General features: G+C 71.0%; 17 protein-coding genes. 16 read left to right on the top strand and 1 reads right to left on the bottom strand.

Features of this window, described 5'->3' with window-relative positions:
• Genes OG303_RS02065 through OG303_RS02045 form a run of 5 tightly spaced genes read left to right on the top strand, consistent with a single transcriptional unit; the run spans nt 1 to nt 3,850 of the window.
• Entirely contained in the window at nt 1-849 is an 849-nt protein-coding gene (locus tag OG303_RS02065) for a Pvc16 family protein (RefSeq protein WP_405864094.1), read from the top strand.
• 27 nt (nt 850-876) lie between these two features.
• Complete coding sequence (locus OG303_RS02060) at nt 877-2,856, top strand: phage tail sheath family protein (RefSeq protein WP_405864092.1); 1,980 nt, start codon at nt 877-879, stop codon at nt 2,854-2,856.
• A 29-nt stretch (nt 2,857-2,885) separates the two neighbouring features.
• A complete protein-coding gene (locus OG303_RS02055) occupies nt 2,886-3,314 on the top strand; it encodes a phage tail protein (RefSeq protein ID WP_405864090.1) in 429 nt (142 codons plus the stop codon).
• A gap of 6 nt (nt 3,315-3,320) precedes the next feature.
• A complete protein-coding gene (locus OG303_RS02050) occupies nt 3,321-3,686 on the top strand; it encodes a hypothetical protein (RefSeq protein ID WP_405864088.1) in 366 nt (121 codons plus the stop codon).
• 29 nt (nt 3,687-3,715) lie between these two features.
• Nucleotides 3,716-3,850 carry a DUF6760 family protein gene (locus OG303_RS02045; protein WP_405864086.1) on the top strand — a complete coding sequence of 45 codons (135 nt, stop codon included), beginning with the start codon at nt 3,716-3,718 and terminating at the stop codon, nt 3,848-3,850.
• Nucleotides 3,851-4,233: 383 nt separating this feature from the next.
• Here the strand turns inward: OG303_RS02045 and OG303_RS02040 are convergent, their stop codons facing one another.
• Nucleotides 4,234-4,401, bottom strand: a complete 168-nt coding sequence (locus OG303_RS02040) for a hypothetical protein (RefSeq protein WP_405864084.1) — start codon at nt 4,399-4,401, stop codon at nt 4,234-4,236.
• Nucleotides 4,402-4,771: 370 nt separating this feature from the next.
• Between OG303_RS02040 and OG303_RS02035 the strand changes: the two genes are divergently transcribed.
• The 11 genes from OG303_RS02035 to OG303_RS01985 are packed head-to-tail and all read left to right on the top strand — an operon-like array spanning nt 4,772 to nt 18,148.
• Complete coding sequence (locus tag OG303_RS02035) at nt 4,772-5,455, top strand: LysM peptidoglycan-binding domain-containing protein (protein WP_405864082.1); 684 nt, start codon at nt 4,772-4,774, stop codon at nt 5,453-5,455.
• Nucleotides 5,452-6,666, top strand: a complete 1,215-nt coding sequence (locus OG303_RS02030) for a phage late control D family protein (RefSeq protein WP_405864081.1) — start codon at nt 5,452-5,454, stop codon at nt 6,664-6,666. The genes OG303_RS02035 and OG303_RS02030 overlap by 4 nt, the downstream gene beginning before the upstream one ends.
• Before the next feature lie 15 nt (nt 6,667-6,681).
• Nucleotides 6,682-7,344 (top strand): phage baseplate assembly protein V, encoded by a 663-nt coding sequence (locus OG303_RS02025; RefSeq protein WP_405864079.1) that lies wholly within the window; start codon nt 6,682-6,684, stop codon nt 7,342-7,344.
• 11 nt (nt 7,345-7,355) lie between these two features.
• Nucleotides 7,356-7,661 (top strand): PAAR domain-containing protein, encoded by a 306-nt coding sequence (locus OG303_RS02020; protein ID WP_405864077.1) that lies wholly within the window; start codon nt 7,356-7,358, stop codon nt 7,659-7,661.
• Nucleotides 7,662-7,666: 5 nt separating this feature from the next.
• Nucleotides 7,667-8,089 (top strand): GPW/gp25 family protein, encoded by a 423-nt coding sequence (locus OG303_RS02015; RefSeq protein ID WP_405864076.1) that lies wholly within the window; start codon nt 7,667-7,669, stop codon nt 8,087-8,089.
• Nucleotides 8,086-11,388, top strand: coding sequence for a putative baseplate assembly protein (locus tag OG303_RS02010; protein WP_405864074.1), 3,303 nt, complete (start codon nt 8,086-8,088; stop codon nt 11,386-11,388). Before OG303_RS02015 ends, OG303_RS02010 begins: the two co-directional genes overlap by 4 nt.
• 3 nt (nt 11,389-11,391) lie before the next feature.
• On the top strand, nt 11,392-13,452 hold the full coding sequence (locus OG303_RS02005) for a putative baseplate assembly protein (RefSeq protein WP_405864072.1): 2,061 nt from the start codon (nt 11,392-11,394) through the stop codon (nt 13,450-13,452).
• Nucleotides 13,449-14,321, top strand: a complete 873-nt coding sequence (locus tag OG303_RS02000) for a hypothetical protein (RefSeq protein ID WP_405864070.1) — start codon at nt 13,449-13,451, stop codon at nt 14,319-14,321. Before OG303_RS02005 ends, OG303_RS02000 begins: the two co-directional genes overlap by 4 nt.
• A gap of 3 nt (nt 14,322-14,324) precedes the next feature.
• Nucleotides 14,325-15,284: a hypothetical protein gene (locus OG303_RS01995; protein ID WP_405864068.1), complete on the top strand. Its 960-nt coding sequence runs from the start codon at nt 14,325-14,327 to the stop codon at nt 15,282-15,284.
• A 3-nt stretch (nt 15,285-15,287) separates the two neighbouring features.
• Nucleotides 15,288-17,378, top strand: coding sequence for a phage tail protein (locus OG303_RS01990; RefSeq protein ID WP_405864066.1), 2,091 nt, complete (start codon nt 15,288-15,290; stop codon nt 17,376-17,378).
• A complete protein-coding gene (locus tag OG303_RS01985; RefSeq protein ID WP_405864064.1) occupies nt 17,375-18,148 on the top strand; it encodes a hypothetical protein in 774 nt (257 codons plus the stop codon). Before OG303_RS01990 ends, OG303_RS01985 begins: the two co-directional genes overlap by 4 nt.
• The last annotated feature ends 8 nt before the right edge of the window (nt 18,149-18,156 follow it).

Here is an 18,156-nt window from a genome sequence, read left to right as displayed (position 1 = left end):
ATGTTTCATGACCTCGACGGCACCCTGACCCGCCTGCTCCACGCCGCCCCCGTAGCCGAACTCCCCGAACTGCAGGCCGCCGACGTGAGTTTCGAGACGCCGGACCGGGCCTTCGCACCCGGGAATGCGACCGTGGATCTGTTTCTGTACGAGGTGCGGGAGAACCACGAGATACGGGATCCCGTGCCCGTGGTCGAGCGGGTCGGGAACACCTTCGTGAGGAGTCGTCCGCCGCTGCGGGCCGACTGCTCGTACATCGTCACCACCTGGGCGTCCGGGGGCGTCGGCGCCGCCCGGGTCGCCGCCGAACACCGGCTCCTTGGACAGGCGTTGGGGTGGGTCAGTCGGTTTCCGCGGATTCCGGAGACGTATCTGCAGGGGGCGCTCCTGAGTGCGCGGCGCGTGTACCCGCTGCCCACGATGATCGCCCAGCTCGATCCGAACCAGCACGCCGGTGACTTCTGGGCGGCGATGGGGATCGCGCCACGGCCCGCCTTCTATCTCACCGTCACGACCGAACTGCCGGTGGGCTTCCCCGTCGAGGGGCCGCTCGTGACGGCTGCGGTCGTCAACTATCAGCAGGACGCGGAGGCCGGCACGCGCGAGACGCTCGTCGACTTCGGCGGCACGGTGCGCACCGCTGTCGGCGATCCGGTGGCAGGGGCGTGGGTGCGGCTGGACCCGATCGGGTGGACCGCGACGAGCGACGCCGACGGCCGCTTCACGTTCACCCGGGTCGTCCAGGCGTCCGGTTTCACCCTCCGGGCCCGTGCGTTGGGGCTCGGTGACACCAGCCGGGGCGTCGACGTCCCGCAGCAGAGCGGTGAGTACGACCTCCAGTTCACCTGAGCCGGCCGTCACAAGAGGAGCAACCTCATGGCTGTACAGACGAATTACCCCGGGGTGTACATCGACGAGTTCGCCCCGGCCCCGCCGATCCAGGGGGTTGGCACTTCGACCGCCGCGTTCGTCGGCCGTGCCACTCTCGGCCCCGTCGCGTCGCCGGTGAAGGTCACCCGTTGGGAGCAGTTCCAGGCCCTGTACGGCATGGCGCCCCCGCCTGGTACGTACCTCTGGTACGCCGTACGCGGCTTCTTTCAGAACGGCGGCCAGAACTGCTACATCGTCCGGGCCAGCGACGCCGCAACCGCACAGGCGGTCTTCAAGAACAGGGCCGGGAACGACATGTTCTACGTCAGGGCCCGGAAGCCGGGCCTACCGCAGCCGGCCGTCACCGTACAGATTGTCTCCAAACCGCTCGTGACCACCGCGGAGCTCTACCGTCCGTCCGGAACCTTCACGGTGGCCGCGCTGCGCGAGCTCACCGCGGGCTCGGCAAGCGATGCACAGCGCTTCCGTCCCGGAGACTGGGTAGACCTCGGTGGTCCAGATCCACGGATACAGATCTCCTCGATCTCCGGCACAGCCATCCGTACGACCACCGACCTCGCCACACAGGTCGCCACCGTCGGCACGATGCGTCTGGCGGACACCGTCGCCGGTACCCGAACCGTACGGATCGCTTCCACCGCGAAGATCGACCTCCGCCATCTGGCCGCCGGTACCGCACTGACCATCGTGCAGGGCGCGGCCGCGGCGCAGGTCCGCGAGACGCAGATCATCCAGTCCATGCAGCCCGAGGGTGTCGCCGAGACGGCTGCAGGCGTGGACACATTCACGTACCGCATCACCTTCCGTGCGGGCCTCACCGCCGCGTTCCAACTCGATGCGGGCAATCCGCCCGGCCCTGCCGCAGTCCGGTCCGAAGAGTTCGACATCACCATCAGCCCGGCGGACCGTCCCCTGTACGAAGGGCTGTCGGCGGACCCGGCGCATCCCAAGTACTTCGTTCGGGTCATCAACGCGGCTGATCTCCCCGCCGGAATCGAACTCAAAGACCCGCCGCCGGCGGACCTTCTCCCGGACAGCCTGCCCGCGGCGATCGGCCCGACTCCGTTGGCCGGCGGCATTGACGAGACGGCGGGGCCGCTCGACAAGGGCCGCTATATCGCCGCCGTTGAGTCCCTGCGGACCTTCGACGATGTCAACCTCATCGCCGTCCCGGACAGTACTCACGAAGACGTGCAGGGCGCAGTAATAGAACAGTGCGAGAAGCTGCGCGACCGGTTCGGCATCCTGGACGCCGAACCGGACCTGGCTCCGGGCGCCGGCGGGCTCGCGAGCCAGCGCAACAGCGTGGACTCCGACAAGGGGTACGCGGCCCTCTACTATCCCTGGCTCGTGGTGCCGGATGCCACGGGCGGAGATTCGCTGCTGGTCCCGCCATCCGGGCACATCTGCGGGGCGATCGCCGAAGTCGACTCCACTGTAGGAGTGTTCAAGTCTCCCGCCAATGTCCTCATCAGGGGATGCAGCGACATCCAGCCCAGCGGGGCTATGACCAACGAGGAGCAGGGCGATCTGAACCTGCGGGGCATCAACGTCATCCGCGTGTTCCAGCGCGGGGGGCGTCCCAGGATCTGGGGTGCGCGAACCACGGCCACCGACACCAACTGGCAGTACATCAGCACACGTCGGCTTTTCCTCTTCCTGGAGGAGTCCATCCAGGAGGGCATCCGATGGGCGGTCTTCGAGCCGAACAACCAGGCCTTGTGGCAGAAGCTCAAGCGCTCACTGAGTGCGTTCCTGTTCCAACAGTGGCGGGACGGAGCCCTCTTCGGCGACACCGCCGAGCAGGCCTTCTACGTACGCATCGACGAGGGCCTGAACCCGTTCAGTGAGCGGCAGCTCGGCCGACTGAACATCGAGATCGGCGTGCAGCCCGCCTACCCCGCCGAGTTCATCGTCGTGCGCATCGGCATCTGGGACGGCGGAGCAGAAGTCACCGAAGGCTGACCCCCAGCGGACCAGAAGGAGGAGATCCCATGCCGCGCGTGGACCCCTACCGGAACTACAACTTCTTCATCGAGATCGATTCCCTGATCGTCGGGGGATTCACGGAATGCACCGGGTTCGGTGCGAGCGTCGACCCCATCGAGTACCGCGAGGGGACCGAAGCGCCGACAGTGCGAAAGCTCCCCGGGATGACCAAGTACACCAACATCACGCTCAAATGGGGTCTCACCGATTCCCGCGTCCTCTTCGACTGGTTCATCGGATTCACCAAGGGGGTCATCGACCGCAAGTCCGGCAGCATCGTGCAGGTCGACATCGACGGGGTCACGGAGAAGACCCGGTGGAACTTCTACGAGGCCTGGGCCACCAAGTGGGACGGGCCCGACTTCAACGCCACCGCCAACGCCGTCGCCATCGAGACCCTCGAACTCGCCGTCGAACGCATGGAGAGGGCCTGATCCGAGATGATCGCCACCGAGCACCCCTTCACACTGCCCATCGGCTACTTGGACGAAGAGGGCACGCTCCACCGCGAGGGCGTGATGCGCATGGCCACCGCGGGCGACGAGATCCTGCCGCTCAAGGACCATCGCGTACAGGCCAACGAGGCCTATCTCATCGTCATTCTGCTGTCCCGCGTCATTACGCATCTGGGGACGGTCTCGAGCATCAACCCGAAGGTGGTCGAGAACCTATATGCCGGAGACCTGGCGTTCCTGCAGGACTTCTACAACCAGGTCAACCGGACCGGGAACACCCGGCTCCATGCCTCTTGCCCGCGCTGCGAGCACGAATTCGACATGGAGTTGAGCGGGGTGGGGGGATCGTAGGCTACCGCCTCGTTTCGCTGTACGAGGAGGTGGCCTTTCTCGCCTACCACTTCCACTGGCCGCAGGGGGAAATCCTCGCCATGGAGCATGCCGAGCGGCGGCAGTGGATCGAGCAGATCTCGTCGATCAACCGGCGGATCTCCGAGGAATCGGAAGGGAGGTGACGGGGAGTGGAACTGAACGCGCTGCGATGGCGTGCCTGGGCCGGGTCGTTGGCGGGTCGCTACCGGCGACGCACCCTGTACGGGCGTCATCCGGGGTTCAGCTTCGTCCGCCGCGGCGGGATGCGGCTCATCCGCGTGCTGCGACCGGTGCGGCGCACGGTGGTGCATACGCCCGCGGGGCCCGGCATGCCGATCCGCCCGGTCCGAACGGCCTTCTGTGGTGCGACGGTTCAGCGAGTAGCGGGGAGCGTCGACGTCCGTGCGCCGGCCGCCCCGTTGAACCGCACGCACCAGATCTACCGGAACCACCGGGTGAACCAGATGAACGGGACGGACCGGGAGCCTGCGCCGCGCTTCCCCGGCGGACCCACAGGTCTCCCGCCTCAGGCCGCGCTGCCGGTGCCGCTCAGGAGCCACGTCAGCAGGGCACGAACGACGATCGTGCCGACCTCGACCTCGACTCCGGATTCGACCCCGACCCCGACTTCGATCGTGATGCTGATACCTGGTGTACGCGCGACGCCGGCACCGCCGCCCGCCCCCCTGCGCACCTCCCGGCCACCCGTGGTATCGCCCCGGCTGCGCGTCGAAGAGCCGCCACATCGCTGGGCCCAGGCGCAGTTTCCCAGCTCCGAGCACAGCGGTCCGGGGCCCGCCCCCGTGCGGCCGCCCCTGGTTTTCGTACCGGCGCGGCAAGCGCGTGCAACGGCATCCGCCCAGGATCCGCACCCACCCGGAGCGCCGTCCTCACCCCCGGCCCCGCAGGCGCCGAATCCCCGTCAACCATCCATCAACCTCGACCAGTTGACGGACGACGTGGTGCGCCGCATCGACCGCCGCATCACCGCGCACCGAGAACGGCTCGGACGGATCTGACACGGAGTACGTCCCGCACAGCACCGAGGGGAGGACCCGGACACCATGCCGATGAAGCAGCTGACGATCACCCCGCTGGACGGCAGCGGACGGTCCCGCGCCGGCCGGACCGTCACCGTGGCCTACAACCCCGAGGAGTTCAGCGTCAGCAAGGACAACAACTTCGCCGTCCAGGGCATCCCCGGTCTCGGCTCGCCGCTCGTCCAGTTCGTCAACGGCAACCAGCGCACCCTGGACGTCGAGCTGTTCTTCGACACGTACGACACCAACAGTCCCGGGAAGCAGGACGTCCGCGAGCTGACCGGCCAGGTCACCGATCTGATGGACCTCGACCCCGAGTTGCACGCCCCGCCCGTACTCGCCGTCGCCATGGCCGGCTTCCGGTTCACCGGTGTGCTCTCCCGCGCCCAGCAGCGGTTCCTCCTGCTGATGCCCGACGGGACTCCCGTACGGGCCCGGGTGAACTGCACCTTCATCGAGTACAAGGAGCCGGCGCGCGCCGCCGCCGAAGCCAACCTGCAGACCGCCGACTACAGCAAGGTCCACTCCGTCCTGCCGGGCGAGACGCTCAGCTCGATCGCCGCCGCCCGCTACGACGACCCCGCCCTGTGGCGCCCCCTCGCCCTCGCCAACGGCATCGCCGACCCGCGGGCCCTCCAGTCGGGCCAGACGCTCCTCGTGCCCGCGCTGCCCTTCACCGATCCGCGCACCATGGAGGTACTGGCATGACGACGCCTGCGCCGCGCACCTCCTACGCGCCCGCGTTTACCCTCACCGTCGGTGGCGCTCCGCTGCCGGCCGGGATGCGGGCCTCGGTGACGAGCCTGCGCCACCAGGACGGCCTGGACGGCGCCGACCGGGTCGAGCTGACCCTCGCGGACGACCGGACGCAGTGGCTCGACCATCCCCAACTCGCCCTCGACGTACCCTTCGAACTGTCCATCGGCTATGCCCCCCAGCCCCTGGAGAAGGTCTTCACCGGCGAGGTGACCGGCATCGATGCCGCGTTCCCCCCCTCCGGTACGCCGACGGTCACCGTCGTCGCCCATGACTTCCTGCAGCGGCTCACCAAGGGGGCCAAGGACCGGGCCTTCGCCCTGAGCCGGCCGTGCCTCGGGAAGTTCCCGCTGCCCGACCCGGTCGTCGCCGCGACCGTCGCGGCGACCAACCTTCTTGTCCCGGCGATCGATCCGGTGGGCGCCGCGCTGTCCTTCCTCGCGCTGCTCGCGACGTACGCGATCGATCCGGCGGACGCGAAGCGGTCGATACGCATCCAGCAAGGTCAGAGCGACTTCGACTTCCTGAGCGGTCTTGCCCGGCAGAACGGCTGGGACATGTTCATCGACCACACCGCGCTGCCGCACGGGTACGTGCTGCGCTTCCTCTTCCCCCTGCCGGAGTTCCCGCCCGCGGCCGTGCTGGCCCGCGGCGGCACGCTGCTGGACTTCACGCCCCGGATCAGCGAGGTCGGGCAGGTGGCGGCGGTGTCGGCGAGGGTCTGGGTGTCGGCCCTCAAGGCCGAGTTCGTCGTCGTGCTCGGTTGGGACCACGACCGGTCCGGCTTCGACCTCCAGGTGTATCCCGGTCTCGGCGATCTGGACGCGCTGCTCGGCGGCGAGCAGGCCCGCAGCACTCTCACGGTCACGGCCGACGGTCCGGCGACCGTGCCCCGGCGCATCCTCGGCGAGCTGCTGCCCCGGCTCAACAGCAGGCTGACGGCGAGTGGTTCGGCGATCGGTGACCCACGGATCAAGGCTGGAAAGGTCATCGCGGTGACGGGCGTCGGCGAGCGGTTCAGCGGCCTGTACCGGGTGACCTCGGCGACCCACACCATCGACAGCGGCGGTTATCGGACCGCGTTCGACGTGCGCCGCGAAGTGTGGTTCCCGCCCTTGCCCATACCCCGGGGGCTCCGGCTCCAGGGCCAACGGGTCTTGTGAGGAGGGGAGTTCGAGATGATCTACAAGTTGTACGAGTCCGATCCGCAGCCCGAGAAGGACGGGCCGGAGTCCGTCACCCGCCTGGTCAGCGGCACCGTCGTCAACGACTGCGAGGGCGCGGCCAAGGGCAATGTGCTCGTCCGTGTCCCGGCGCTCGGCGAAGAGCTCTGGGCTCGCCTCGTGGTGGCCGGCGGGGGCGAGGGCGCCGGGATCTACTTCCAGCCGAGGATCGGTGACGAAGTCCTGGTCGGACTGAGCGGCAACGACGCGTTCGTGATGGGCGGGATGTTCAGCCCGCGGGCCGGACCGCCGGTGGACACCGCCGCGGACGCGCAGACCAAACGTGTCATCCGCAGCGGCCTCAAGGGGCAGGTCGTCGGGCACCGCATCGAACTCGACGACGGCAGCCGGTCGCTCTCCATCACCAGTACGACCGGGCAGAAGGTCGTCCTCACCCCCGACGAGATCACCCTGTCCAACGAGGCGGGGACGGTGAGCATCACGCTCACCGACAAGAGCAAGCGCATCACGGTCAAGGGCGCGGACATCGAGCTCGAGGGCACGACGTCGCTCACCCTCAAGGCCCCGAAGGTCGACATCACCGCGACCACCGGGCCCGTCACCATCAACGCGCAGGGGGCCGCCGTCATCAGCGGTCGGCCGATCAAGCTCAACTAGGAGGTGACGGCATGCCCTTGGCGGCCCGTGTCGGCGACACCACCAGCCACGGCACCCCCCTCACCCCGTCGGGTCCGCCCGGCGGCAGCCTCGACGTCCTCATCGGAGGCAGTCCGGCCTGGTGCGCCGGCAGCGACACTCACGTCTGCCCGCTCGCCTCGGGCGCAGTGCCGCATACCGGCGGTGTGGTGGCCCTGGGCAGCAAGACCGTCTTCATCAACGGTCTGCCCGCGGCCCGCAGCGGCGACCAGATCATCGAGACGGGACCGCCCAACGCGATCGCCGCGGGCTGCCCCACCGTAGTGATCGGAGGCTGAGCCGCATGGGCACCCCCTACCTCGACCCCGCGCGGGCCTTCCTCGGTACCGGCTTGACCTTCCCTCCGCGCCTCGAACCGGACGGCCGCATCGCCGAGGCGGCGTACGAGGACGACGTCCGCCAGGCGATCATGATCGTTCTGGGTACCGACCCGGGTGAACGCGTGATGCGACCGCGCTTCGGGGCCGGCCTGAACACCTTCGTCTTCGAGCCCATGACGGCCGCCCTGGCAGCCCGCATCGCCGAACAGGTGCGGAACGCGCTGACCGACTGGGAGCCCCGTATCGACGTCGTCTTCGTCGACGTCACGTCACGGCAGCGGGCAACGGGCGCCCTGCTGATCGACATCTCGTACCGGGTACGGGCGACCAACACCCTGCAGAACCTGGTGTACCCCTTCTACCTGCGCGAGGGGGCCGGCACATGAACACCGACAGCCCGGCACCGGGCACGGACCCAGGGGCCGAATCCGAGGATCCACTGCGCCGGCTGCGGGCACTGATCCCCGGGTTCGTACCCGAGTGGACTCCGGGCGAGCGGGGTGCCGATGCCGCGCTGCTGCGGATCGCGGCCCGCCTCCTGCACACCGTCGCGCAGCGACTGGCCCAGGCACCGGACAAGAACCGGGCGGCGTTCTACGGGATGCTCGGACTGCGGCAGACCCCGCCGCAATCCGCCCGGGTGCCGGTGGTGTTCCGGGTGGCCGAGGGAGCCGCGGACGTACGGCTCCCGGCGGGGACGCGGGTGGCCGCGCCCCCGCCGCCCGGTGCTTCCCCCCAGCTCGTCTACGAGACGGAGCAGTCCGCCGGGCTCGCCGCGGCGGACCTGCGCGAGATCGTGAGCCTGTGGCCCGGCCGGGACCAGTACCTCGACCACAGCCCGCAGCATGAACAGCGGCTGCCGCTGCGGCCGTTCGACCGGCCGGCGCTGCGCAAGGTCCCGCACGAGCTGTACCTGGGTCATGACCTGTTGCTCAATCTGTCTGGGCGCAGCAGTACCGCCGTGTCCTTCGACCTGACCACCCCCGGCAGCGAACATCTGGACATCCGCTGGGAGTACTGGGACGGCACCGGCTGGCGCGGCTTCGCCGGGATGCGGCCGTCCTGCGGCGAAGGGGCCGCGGAGCAACTGGACGGCACGGACGGGATGCGGCGCAGCGGCACCTGTCGGCTGGAGACGGATTGCGCCGAGACGGCCAGGACGTCGATCGACGGTGTCGAGACGTTCTGGGTCCGCGGGCGGCTCGCGGAGATGGAACCGCTGCCTCCCGATCCGGCCCGGGTGCTGCCGGAGGTCGACGGGATCCGGCTGAGCAGCCGCACCTCGCTCGGCTATGCGCAGGTGTGGCGGGTCAGCGCGGGGAGTGCCGTGCCGCAGGAGGGCAGCGTGGCGGTGCTGGTGCGGGACGCGACCGGTGTGCCGCTGGAGAACGTGGTCGTCGGGGTGCAGGGTGGGGCGTCGAAGCGGACGAACCGCCGTGGCCGTGCGGACATCGACGCCGCGGTGGGGGACACGCTCGTGGTCACGCTGGGGTCGTTCGAGCAGGAGGAGCGGATCACCAAGGGGGTGCGGTCGCTGGACTTCACGCTCGACATGCCGTCCGTGGACCAGGCGTTCGCCGCCGACGCCGAGGTGGATCTCAGCAAGCCTTTCCTCCCCTTCGGGGCACAGCCGGGGCCCGGCGCGGTCTTCCATTTCTCCTGCGAGGAAGCGCTGGGCAAACCCGGGGCCCGGCTGCGTGTCTATGTGCGTCCCGCCGCTCTGCAGCCCGGCGGCGGCACCGCGTTGCCGCACGTGGTGAGCTGGGAGTACTTCAACGGACGGCAGTGGACCTCGGTACGAACGGACGTCACACAGTCGGCGGGCGACTTCACGAAGCACGGCTTCGTCGACCTCCCGCCGGTGGCCGACGACATGGCGGCCGTCGAGGTGGGGGGCGTGACGGCCCGCTGGATGCGGGTCCGCCTTGTCGGCGGCGGCTATGGAGTCACGCGTACGGTCATGGTGGGTACGCCCGCCACGAAACTCTCCCTCTTCGACAGCCGCCCGCCCGTGCTGGCCGATTTCCGGCTCGGCTACACCTGGCAGCAAGGCCCGTTCGCGCCCGAACACGTGCGGACGTACAACGACTTCCGCTTCGAGGACCGCACTCAGGACGCCGCCTGGCCGGGCGGCACGTTCCAGCCCTACAAGCCGGCCGCCGAGTCCCTGCCCGCGCTGTACCTCGGCTTCGACGGCGGGCTCCCGGTGGACAGCGTCGGGATCTTCTTCGACCTGGTGGCGCAAGCCGGTGGGCCGGCGCCGCCCAGGCTGGTCTGGGAGTACTTCAACGGTTCGGCCTGGGCCCGGCTGAGCGTCCTCGACGGAACCCGTGACCTGCGGGTACCCGGTGTCCTCACACTGGTCGGCCCCCAGGACAGCGCGCCGCTGGCCCGGTTCGGGACCCCGCGCCACTGGCTGCGGGCCCGCTTGGCGCAGGACGGCCCGCCCGCAGAGCCTCGGCTCGACTCCGTACAGCCGAACGCGGTGTGGGCGGTGCAGCGGCAGACCCTGCGGGCGGAGCCGCTCGGCACGAGCACCGGCACCCCTTCCCAGGTCTACGCGTTCCGCCAGGTCCCGCTGCTGCCTGAGCGCCGCATCGAGGTGCGTGAGCTGTCGGGGCCGCGGGCCGCGGTGGAGTGGCGGCTCGTGGCGGCCGAGCTGTTCGGCGCGGACGAGCGGGCCGTCCGGGCGCTGGAGCGGGACCTCGCCGCCGACGCGGGACCCGAGGAGGTGCGGCTCGGGCCGCTGCGGCTGCGCCGTGACCGGCTCGGGCGGGTCAGCGAGGCGTGGGTGCTCTGGGAGGAGCGCGAGGACCTCGACGCATCGGGGCCCACGGACCGACACCTGGCCGTCGATCCACTGCGCGGCCGGGTGCTGTTCGGAGACGGGACCCATGGCCGGGTGCCGCCGGTGGGCGCCGCGATCGTCGCCGACCTGTGCCGCACGGGCGGCGGCAGCGCCGGCAACGTCGGGGCGCACACCGTCAGCCAGGTGCTCGGGGCGGCCGCCGGCATCGAAGAGGCCGGCAATCCCGTGCCGGCCGAAGGCGGGGCCGACGTCGAGACGTTCGCGCAGTTGCTGGGCCGCGCGCCGGCAACCCTGCGGGCCCGGGGCCGGGCGGTCACGGCCGGGGACTACGAGGCACTGGCGCGTGCCGCATCGCCTTCGGTGGCCCGGGTGCGGGCGTTCCCCGGCCGTGGCGCCGACGGCCGTCCGACACCGGGACAGGTGACGTTGGTCGTCGTGCCCTTCAGCGGGCAGCAGCGGCCGAGCCCCTCGTTCGGGCTGTGCGAGGCGGTGCGGCGCTCCGTGGCGGCGCTCGCACCCGCGGGGCTGGCCGAGGCCGTCACCGTGATCGGCCCCGCCTATCTGGACGTGGGCGTCGACGCCACTCTCGTGCCCCGCGACCCGACGCGGTCGGGCGGGGTCGAACAGGCCGCGCGCCACGCCCTGTTGGCCTTCTTCGACCCGATACGCGGTGGTCCGGACGGTGCCGGGCTCGAGCCGGGCGGCGAGCTGTACGCCTCCGATCTGGCCGCCGTCCTGGAGGGAGCGGCGGGCGTCGACCGTGTCGAGGAACTGGCGCTGCTGCTCGGTGCGAAGCCGCAGGGCGATGTGGTGCGGATGCCCACGGGACGACTGGCTGCCGCGGGCGCGCTGCGGCTGCGGCTGACGGGAGAGTGAGCCATGGTGCTGTCGCTGCCCCAGCTCGACGACCGGCGCTGGGCGGACCTCGTCGAGGAGGCGCGTGCACTGATTCCCGTGTACGCGCCGGAGTGGACCGACCACAACGCCTCGGATCCGGGGATCACCTTCTTGGAACTCCTCGCCTGGATCGCCGAGATGGAGATCTTCCAGCTCGATCAGATACCTGAGCGGCACCGGCGCGCGTTCCTCGCCCTCGTCGGTATCACCGAGAGGCGCCCGCGGCCCGCCCGCACGGTGGTGGAGGTGACGCTGCGGCCCGGATCGGCCCCGGTGACGCTCCCGGCTTCGGTGGAGTTCGACGGCCGGGATCCGTCCGACGGCCTGGTGCGGCTGCGGACGTCGAGTCGCCTGCATGCCACGACCGCCCGACTGGCCGCGCTGCACCGCGAGAACCATGAAGGCACGGTCGACCTGACGGACGAGCTGCGGCGCGGCGTGACCGTGGCGCCGTTCGGGCACGATCCGCGCCCGGGGGACTGCCTGCAGCTGCGGTTCACTGCCGCCGTGCCTGCGAAGGCGCCCGTCAGCATCGTGGCGACGCCCGAACTCCCAGAAACAGAAGGGTCATTGACACACCACGGCGCCCGTACGGAATGGGAGATCAAGGCCGCGTCGGGCAGCTGGCGGCCCCTGTCGGCGGCCGAAGTCACCGACACCACCAGGTGCCTCACACGCACCGGCACGGTCGCGGTCAGGGCACGGACCGCCTTCTCTCTGCTGCGCTGCCGACTGGTGCGGGCCGGTTACGACGAGGCGCCGCGGCTGTCGGGCGTGGCGGTGAACGCGGCCGTGGCCGAGCAGTCCGTGCCCATCGGTGAGGTGCGGTGGAGCATCGCCGCCGGGGCCGCCGTCCCCGGATCGGTGGCCCGCGGACGCACCGTGAGGTTGGGGATCCGCCTCGACGCAAAGGGCGATGTCATCGCATGGGACACCGGGGTCGACTCCGCACCCGCCGTTCTCGTACTCGACCGGGGTCCGCGACAGGTCACCGTCGAAGCCGCGGACCTGGGGCAGGGAACCGGCGCGCCCGAACAGACGTACCTCCTCGGCCGGGAACCCGTGGAGATCACCGGGCTGTGGACACTGGAAGCCGACGGCAGCCGACACGTCTGGCGGAAATGGCGGTTGCGGTCTACCCTGGACGCCTCCGGACCGGCTGACGCGCACGCACTGCTTGACGCCTCGACGGGCCGGATCACCTTCGGCGACGGCGAGCGCTGCCGGGTGCCTCCGGCCGGGGCGCGCATCATCGCCGTCGCCCGTACGACGAAGGCGCAGGAGGGGAACCTCGCCGTCGGTCGGGTCACCGCTCTGTCCGGCTCGTCCCACAACCGGGCCCTGCTCGCCGCTGCCCTAATCGACCCGAATACCGTCCACCACGTCACCAACTCGCAGCCTGTGAAGGGTGGTTCGGCGGTGGAGCCGCTCGCGGCGGCGGAGGCGCGCGCCGCGCAGTGCTTGGAGTTCACCCCCCGCGCGGTCACCCTCGCCGACTACGAACGCCTCGCGCTGAGCACTCCCGGGGTACGGCTCGCCAGGGCCGCCGCCCGCGCGAACAGCCACCCCGCATTCCCTTGCGCCGTGACACGCGGTGTCGTGTGGGTCACCGTCCTGCCGTACTTGCCCGTCGGACGCCCCATGCCGGGACCAGGTCTCCTCGCGGCGGTCCGCACCCATCTGCACGGCCATCACGTCATCGGCACCCGCGTCGAGGTCACCGGCCCCTCCTACCACCGGGTCACGGTACGGTCCCGGGTCCGCACCCGGCAGCCGGCCGACCCCGCTGTCGTACGGCAGCGCGTCGCGGCCGCCCTCGACGCGTTCTTCGACCCGCTCACCGGAGGCCAGGACGGGGACGGCTGGCCACTGGGCCGGGACGTCTACCGCGCGGAGATCCTCCAGGTCCTCGACGGTGTACCCGGCGTCGCCCATGCCACCGCCGTGGAGCTGGTCACCGATGACGGCGCGCACTGCGCCAATGTCTGCATCCCGCCGAACGGCCTGGTGGCGTCCGGCCCGCACGAGATCGAGGCCGTATGACAGCGAACCGGCAACACCCCCTCGACCTGGAGCGGTTACGGCACGCGCCCGGCCAACTCCTGCGCATCCGCGATCTGCACGACCAGCTCGCCCACGACGCCGAGGTGCGCTGGTGGCACCAGCGCGCCGTGCACACGGGCCTGGGCGTCGTCGAAGGCATGGCCGTCGCGGCCACCGACGACGGGCTCTCGGCGCGTGTGGAGCCCGGGACGGCGTACGACCGCCGCGGCCGGGAACTCGTCCTGGCCGCACCGGTGACCCTGGCCCTGCCCCGCCGGCCGGCCGCCCTCGTCGCCCGCCTGCGGACACCCGGCCCGACAGGATCCGGCCGCGTGGCCGTGGCCTGGAGCGACGCCGAGGCAGCAGCCGATCGATGTGCGGAGGTCGTCCTGGCCGTACTGGCCGACGACGGCGGGGGCTCGCTCCGGCTGACTGCCGTGCCCAGGGGACGCGACCACGCACCGCCGTACGTGGGTTTCGGCACCACCCCTGTCGACGGCACCGTGTGGGAACCCTGGGAAGTGCCGGAGTTGTCGCTGTTGAGGGCCGGTCCGCTGGGAATCCGGGTTCCGATCGACACCACGGCGGCCGGGTTCGACCGCACTCCCTGCTACTTCGCCTGGCTCCAGTGGCCCGACCCCAAGGCACCGGCCGTCTACGCGCCGGAGATCCGTACGGCGCAGAGCTATGTGGAGGAACCCAAGCCCGGCGGGTTCCTGTTCAGCGTCGCCCTGTCACCGCGGCTGCGGCCGCCGGCGGGTCAGCCGCTGTCCGACCGCGACCCCACCGTGCCGTCACTGCTCCGCCTCGCCCGCGCGCAGCGCCTGTCCGTGGCCTGGCTCGGCATCGGCCACCGAGAAGGGACCTGACCCATGCAACCGCTGTCCGACCCAGGCACTCTGGAGCGCCCGCTCTTCTTCGACGGCCAGCAGTTGTACGCCGAGGACCTGCAGGGCCTCGAAGCCCACCATCGGGCCCTGCGCTGGCTGCACAACCGGAGCCTCCACCAGCCCGGTGTGGGCAACGGCCTTGCCGTTTCGGGCCGCCGGGGGGAGCGCGAGGTACGGATCCAGCCGGGCTACGCGCTGGACGCGGCAGGACGCGAACTCCTGCTCGGTGAGCCGCTGACCGAACCGGTACCACCGGTCGCCGGCGAACCGGACGGCAGCCCGGCCTACTTCGACCTGACGCTCTGCTACCCCTCGGACGACGACCTGGAGGAGACCGAGACCCGCGACGGCGTGTGCGCGCCACGCGGTGCGGTCCGGCTGCGCGAGCGGCCCGTGCTCTGCTGGGCCCGGCTGCGGCCGGACACCTCCGGCGCCCTGCGCCCGGTCGACGACGCGCAGCGCCTCGCGCTGGAAGAGGGCCGGGTGATCGCGCTGGCCCGGGCCGGAATTCTCGACTGCCGCCTCAGCGCGGACCTTTCGGCCACGCTGCGCCGCACTGCACGGCCGACGGAGCGCCCCCGCATCGTCTGTGGGACCGGGCCCGTCGACTGGAAGGAGTGGCACGCGGTTGCGGGCGACGACGATTCAGCCCTGCTCGGCCTGCGGGCAGAGGTCAGCACGGGGGCCAGGGGATTCCGTGCCACCCCTTGCTACACGGCGCGCGTCGACGGGCGCCGCCCGCTGGTATTTCCGGGCGAGAAGGACGAGCCCGACGTTGTGCTGCTCGACGGGCCCGCCTATGTGCAGGACGCGACCCCCGGACAGTTCCAGTGCCACGTGCCGCTCCTTGTGTACGCGGGTGCTCTCGCCGGTCTCCCGGACGAGCTGATCCCCAACGCCCGGCGCCAGTGGCAAGTCACCTGGTACGCGATCGAGGAGTGAGCCATGCCGGAGCCCGTCGCATACCGCTATCTGAACCGTGAGGGCCGCTGGCTCGGCATGGACCGCAGCGGCCTCGAGATCGGAGCTGACGGAGACCTGCGGCTGGAGTCGCTGCCCGCCGTCGACGACCTGCTGCCGCCCGAGGCGGGCGACGCGACGCCCGAAGGGCCGGCCGGTATCGCCGTGCTGCCCGACGGCGACGTCTTCTTCACCCACCCCGAAACGCACCGGCTCCTGCTCGTCCGCGCCTGCGACCCCACCAGGCGAGTGGCGGTGTGTCTGGGCGGCCCCGGCTCGGGCCCCGCGCAACTGCACACCCCCCGAGGAGTGCTGCACCATCCACACCGCCGTGCCCTGTTGATCGCCGACAGCGGCAACTCCCGGATCCTCCTCGTGGACCTCCGAACCCTGCAACTCCTCGACATCTGGCGCGAGTTCACCTCACCCACCGCTCTCGCGGCCGGGCCGGCCGGTAAGGTGTACGTCGTCGACGCCGGCCGCATCCGGGCCCGCGACCAATGGGGCCGACCGCTCGCCGGCTTCCGGCACACCGTCCCCACCGAGGCCGTCGAGGTCGCCGTGACGGACTCGGAAGCCCGGCCCAGGCTCCTCGTACGGGACGTCGGCGGCCGCATCCATGTCCTCGCCCCCGACGGCCGCCCCCTGCGGGACTGGGCCACCGACCTGGAACAGCCCATGGGCCTGACCGCCGCGGGCACCGTCGTGTACCTGGGCGACAACACCGAGCGGCGGCTGCATGCCTTCGGTACCGACGGACACCGGATCGGAACCGCGTACGGATACACCCGTCCGGTGGCGGCGATGACCGCGGACGACCACGGCGGCCTGTTCGCTCATACGGGAGGCCCGGTGCCCCCGGTCCGCCTCACCCGAAACGGCGCACACCGCACCGGCGGTGCGCTGCGCGGCGGCCCGTACCGCAATCCGAGCTCCCGCAGCGCCCCCTTCCACCTCGTGCGGGCACGGATCGCCAACTCCGGTATGGGAGCGCGCTTCCAGCTCCACGTCTGCACCCGCACCGACGGCCAGGAGCCGGACGACTCCGAGGGCCCCTTCACTGATCCGGGCTGGCGGACGGTGGCGCCCGACGCTCCGTACACGCTGCTCGCGGGCAGTCCGGGGGACGACGTGTGGGTCGGGATGTCGTTCGGCGGCGACGGCCGGAGCACCCCGGTCCTTTCGCAGATCCGTGTCGACTTCGCCCACGACTCGTATCTGCGTCATCTGCCCGCGCTCTACCAACGACCGGTCGCGGAAGGCGACTTCCTCGCACGCTGGCTCACTGTCTTCCAGAGTGCCTTCGACGACACGCACCGCGGCATCGAGACGCTGCCGGTCCTGTTCGATCCGGCGGCGGCACCGGCAGCGCATCTTGCCCGGCTGGCCGACTGGCTGGGCGTGACCTTGCCGGCCGGCGCCGACGAGTCACGGCGGCGCCGCCTCCTGAGCGGCGCGGCCACCGCCGACGCACGGCGCGGCACCCCGGCGGGGCTGCGGGCCGCGATCCACGCCCGGGCCGGGGTGGAGGCGGTCATCGAGGAACCCGTCGTGCAGACCAACTGGTGGGTGCTGCCCGGTGATTCGCCCACGGACGCGGGCCCGCCCATCCCACGGCTCGGTTCAGGAACCGTACTCGCGGCAGCCGAGGCACAGGGCGCCGTCGTCGGATCGACCGCGGTGCTCGAAGGATCGGTCCTGGCCCCGCAGGACGCGTACGCCACCCATCTCTTCGCCGATGTCGCCCACCGCTTCACCGTACGGATCCGGCCGGGACCCGGCTTCGGCGAGCACACGGTGGACGCCGTGCGGGCCGTCATCGACGAGGAGAAGCCCGCGCACACCTCGTACCACCTGTGCACGATCGAGCCGCGGATGCGCCTGGGCATCCAGGACCGGCTCGGCATCGACACGGTCGTCGCCGGACCACGGCCCGCCACACCACTGGACTCCCACGGCAGCTCTGCCCTCCGGCTGGGTGGCCCGGTGCCTGCCGGGATCGGCACCGGGGCGGCCGTGGGCACCGCACATCTGGGCGGTGGCCCGCCGCCCGGCCACGAAGGAGGCACCCGATGACACCCACGAACGCACACGACGCAGCAGGCACCCGCCCCGCCGCCGTCGAAGCTCCGCTGCGCAACCACTACTTCCACGGCCGGCTGATGAACGTGCCGACCTTTGAACTGGAGACGGAGTACTTTCTGCGGCGCAGTCGGCTGCTCACCCGCCTGGCGATGGGATACGGCGTGGTGTGCGGACTGGACATCGCGGTGGCCGGTGACGGCGACAGCATCCGGGTCAAGGCCGGCCTCGCCGTCGACCGCTGGGGGCGCCAGATCGTCGTCCCCGAGCGCACGGAGCCGCTGGACATTCCGTCCGAGGTCATGGAGGCCGCCGTGGAACGCGCGGGCGCCTGCCGGGAGGACGCGCGAGTCCAGGTCGTGCTCTGCTACCACGAATGCCTGAGCGACCCGGTCCCGGCCTACGCCGACGACTGCGGCGATCCGCAGTCCTGCGAGCCCAGCACGATCAGGGAGCGGTACCGCATCGAGTTCCGCGCCAAGCCGGCCGGCAAACCACCCCCCGGGCCGGTCGTTTCCGGGCTGCTGCGCGACGGACGCATCGACCACGAGGTGCTGGCCCGCTGGGTCTCCCGCGAGTGCCGCAAACCGCCCGCCGATCCGTGCATCCCGCTGGCCGACCTGAAGGTGACGGCCGACGCGGACGGTTCGCTGCACTGCCCACGGGACGGAGCGGACATCGCCGTACGGCCCGTCATGGCCACGAACACCGTCCTGATGGCGCTGGTCGTGGCGCTCCTCGACTACCAGCCGCCCGCCACCTGAGGAGCCAG

The sequence above is a fragment of the Streptomyces sp. NBC_00005 genome (assembly GCF_045160215.1).
GTDB lineage: Bacteria > Actinomycetota > Actinomycetes > Streptomycetales > Streptomycetaceae > Streptomyces.
This window is presented reverse-complemented; position numbering and strand designations above follow the sequence as displayed.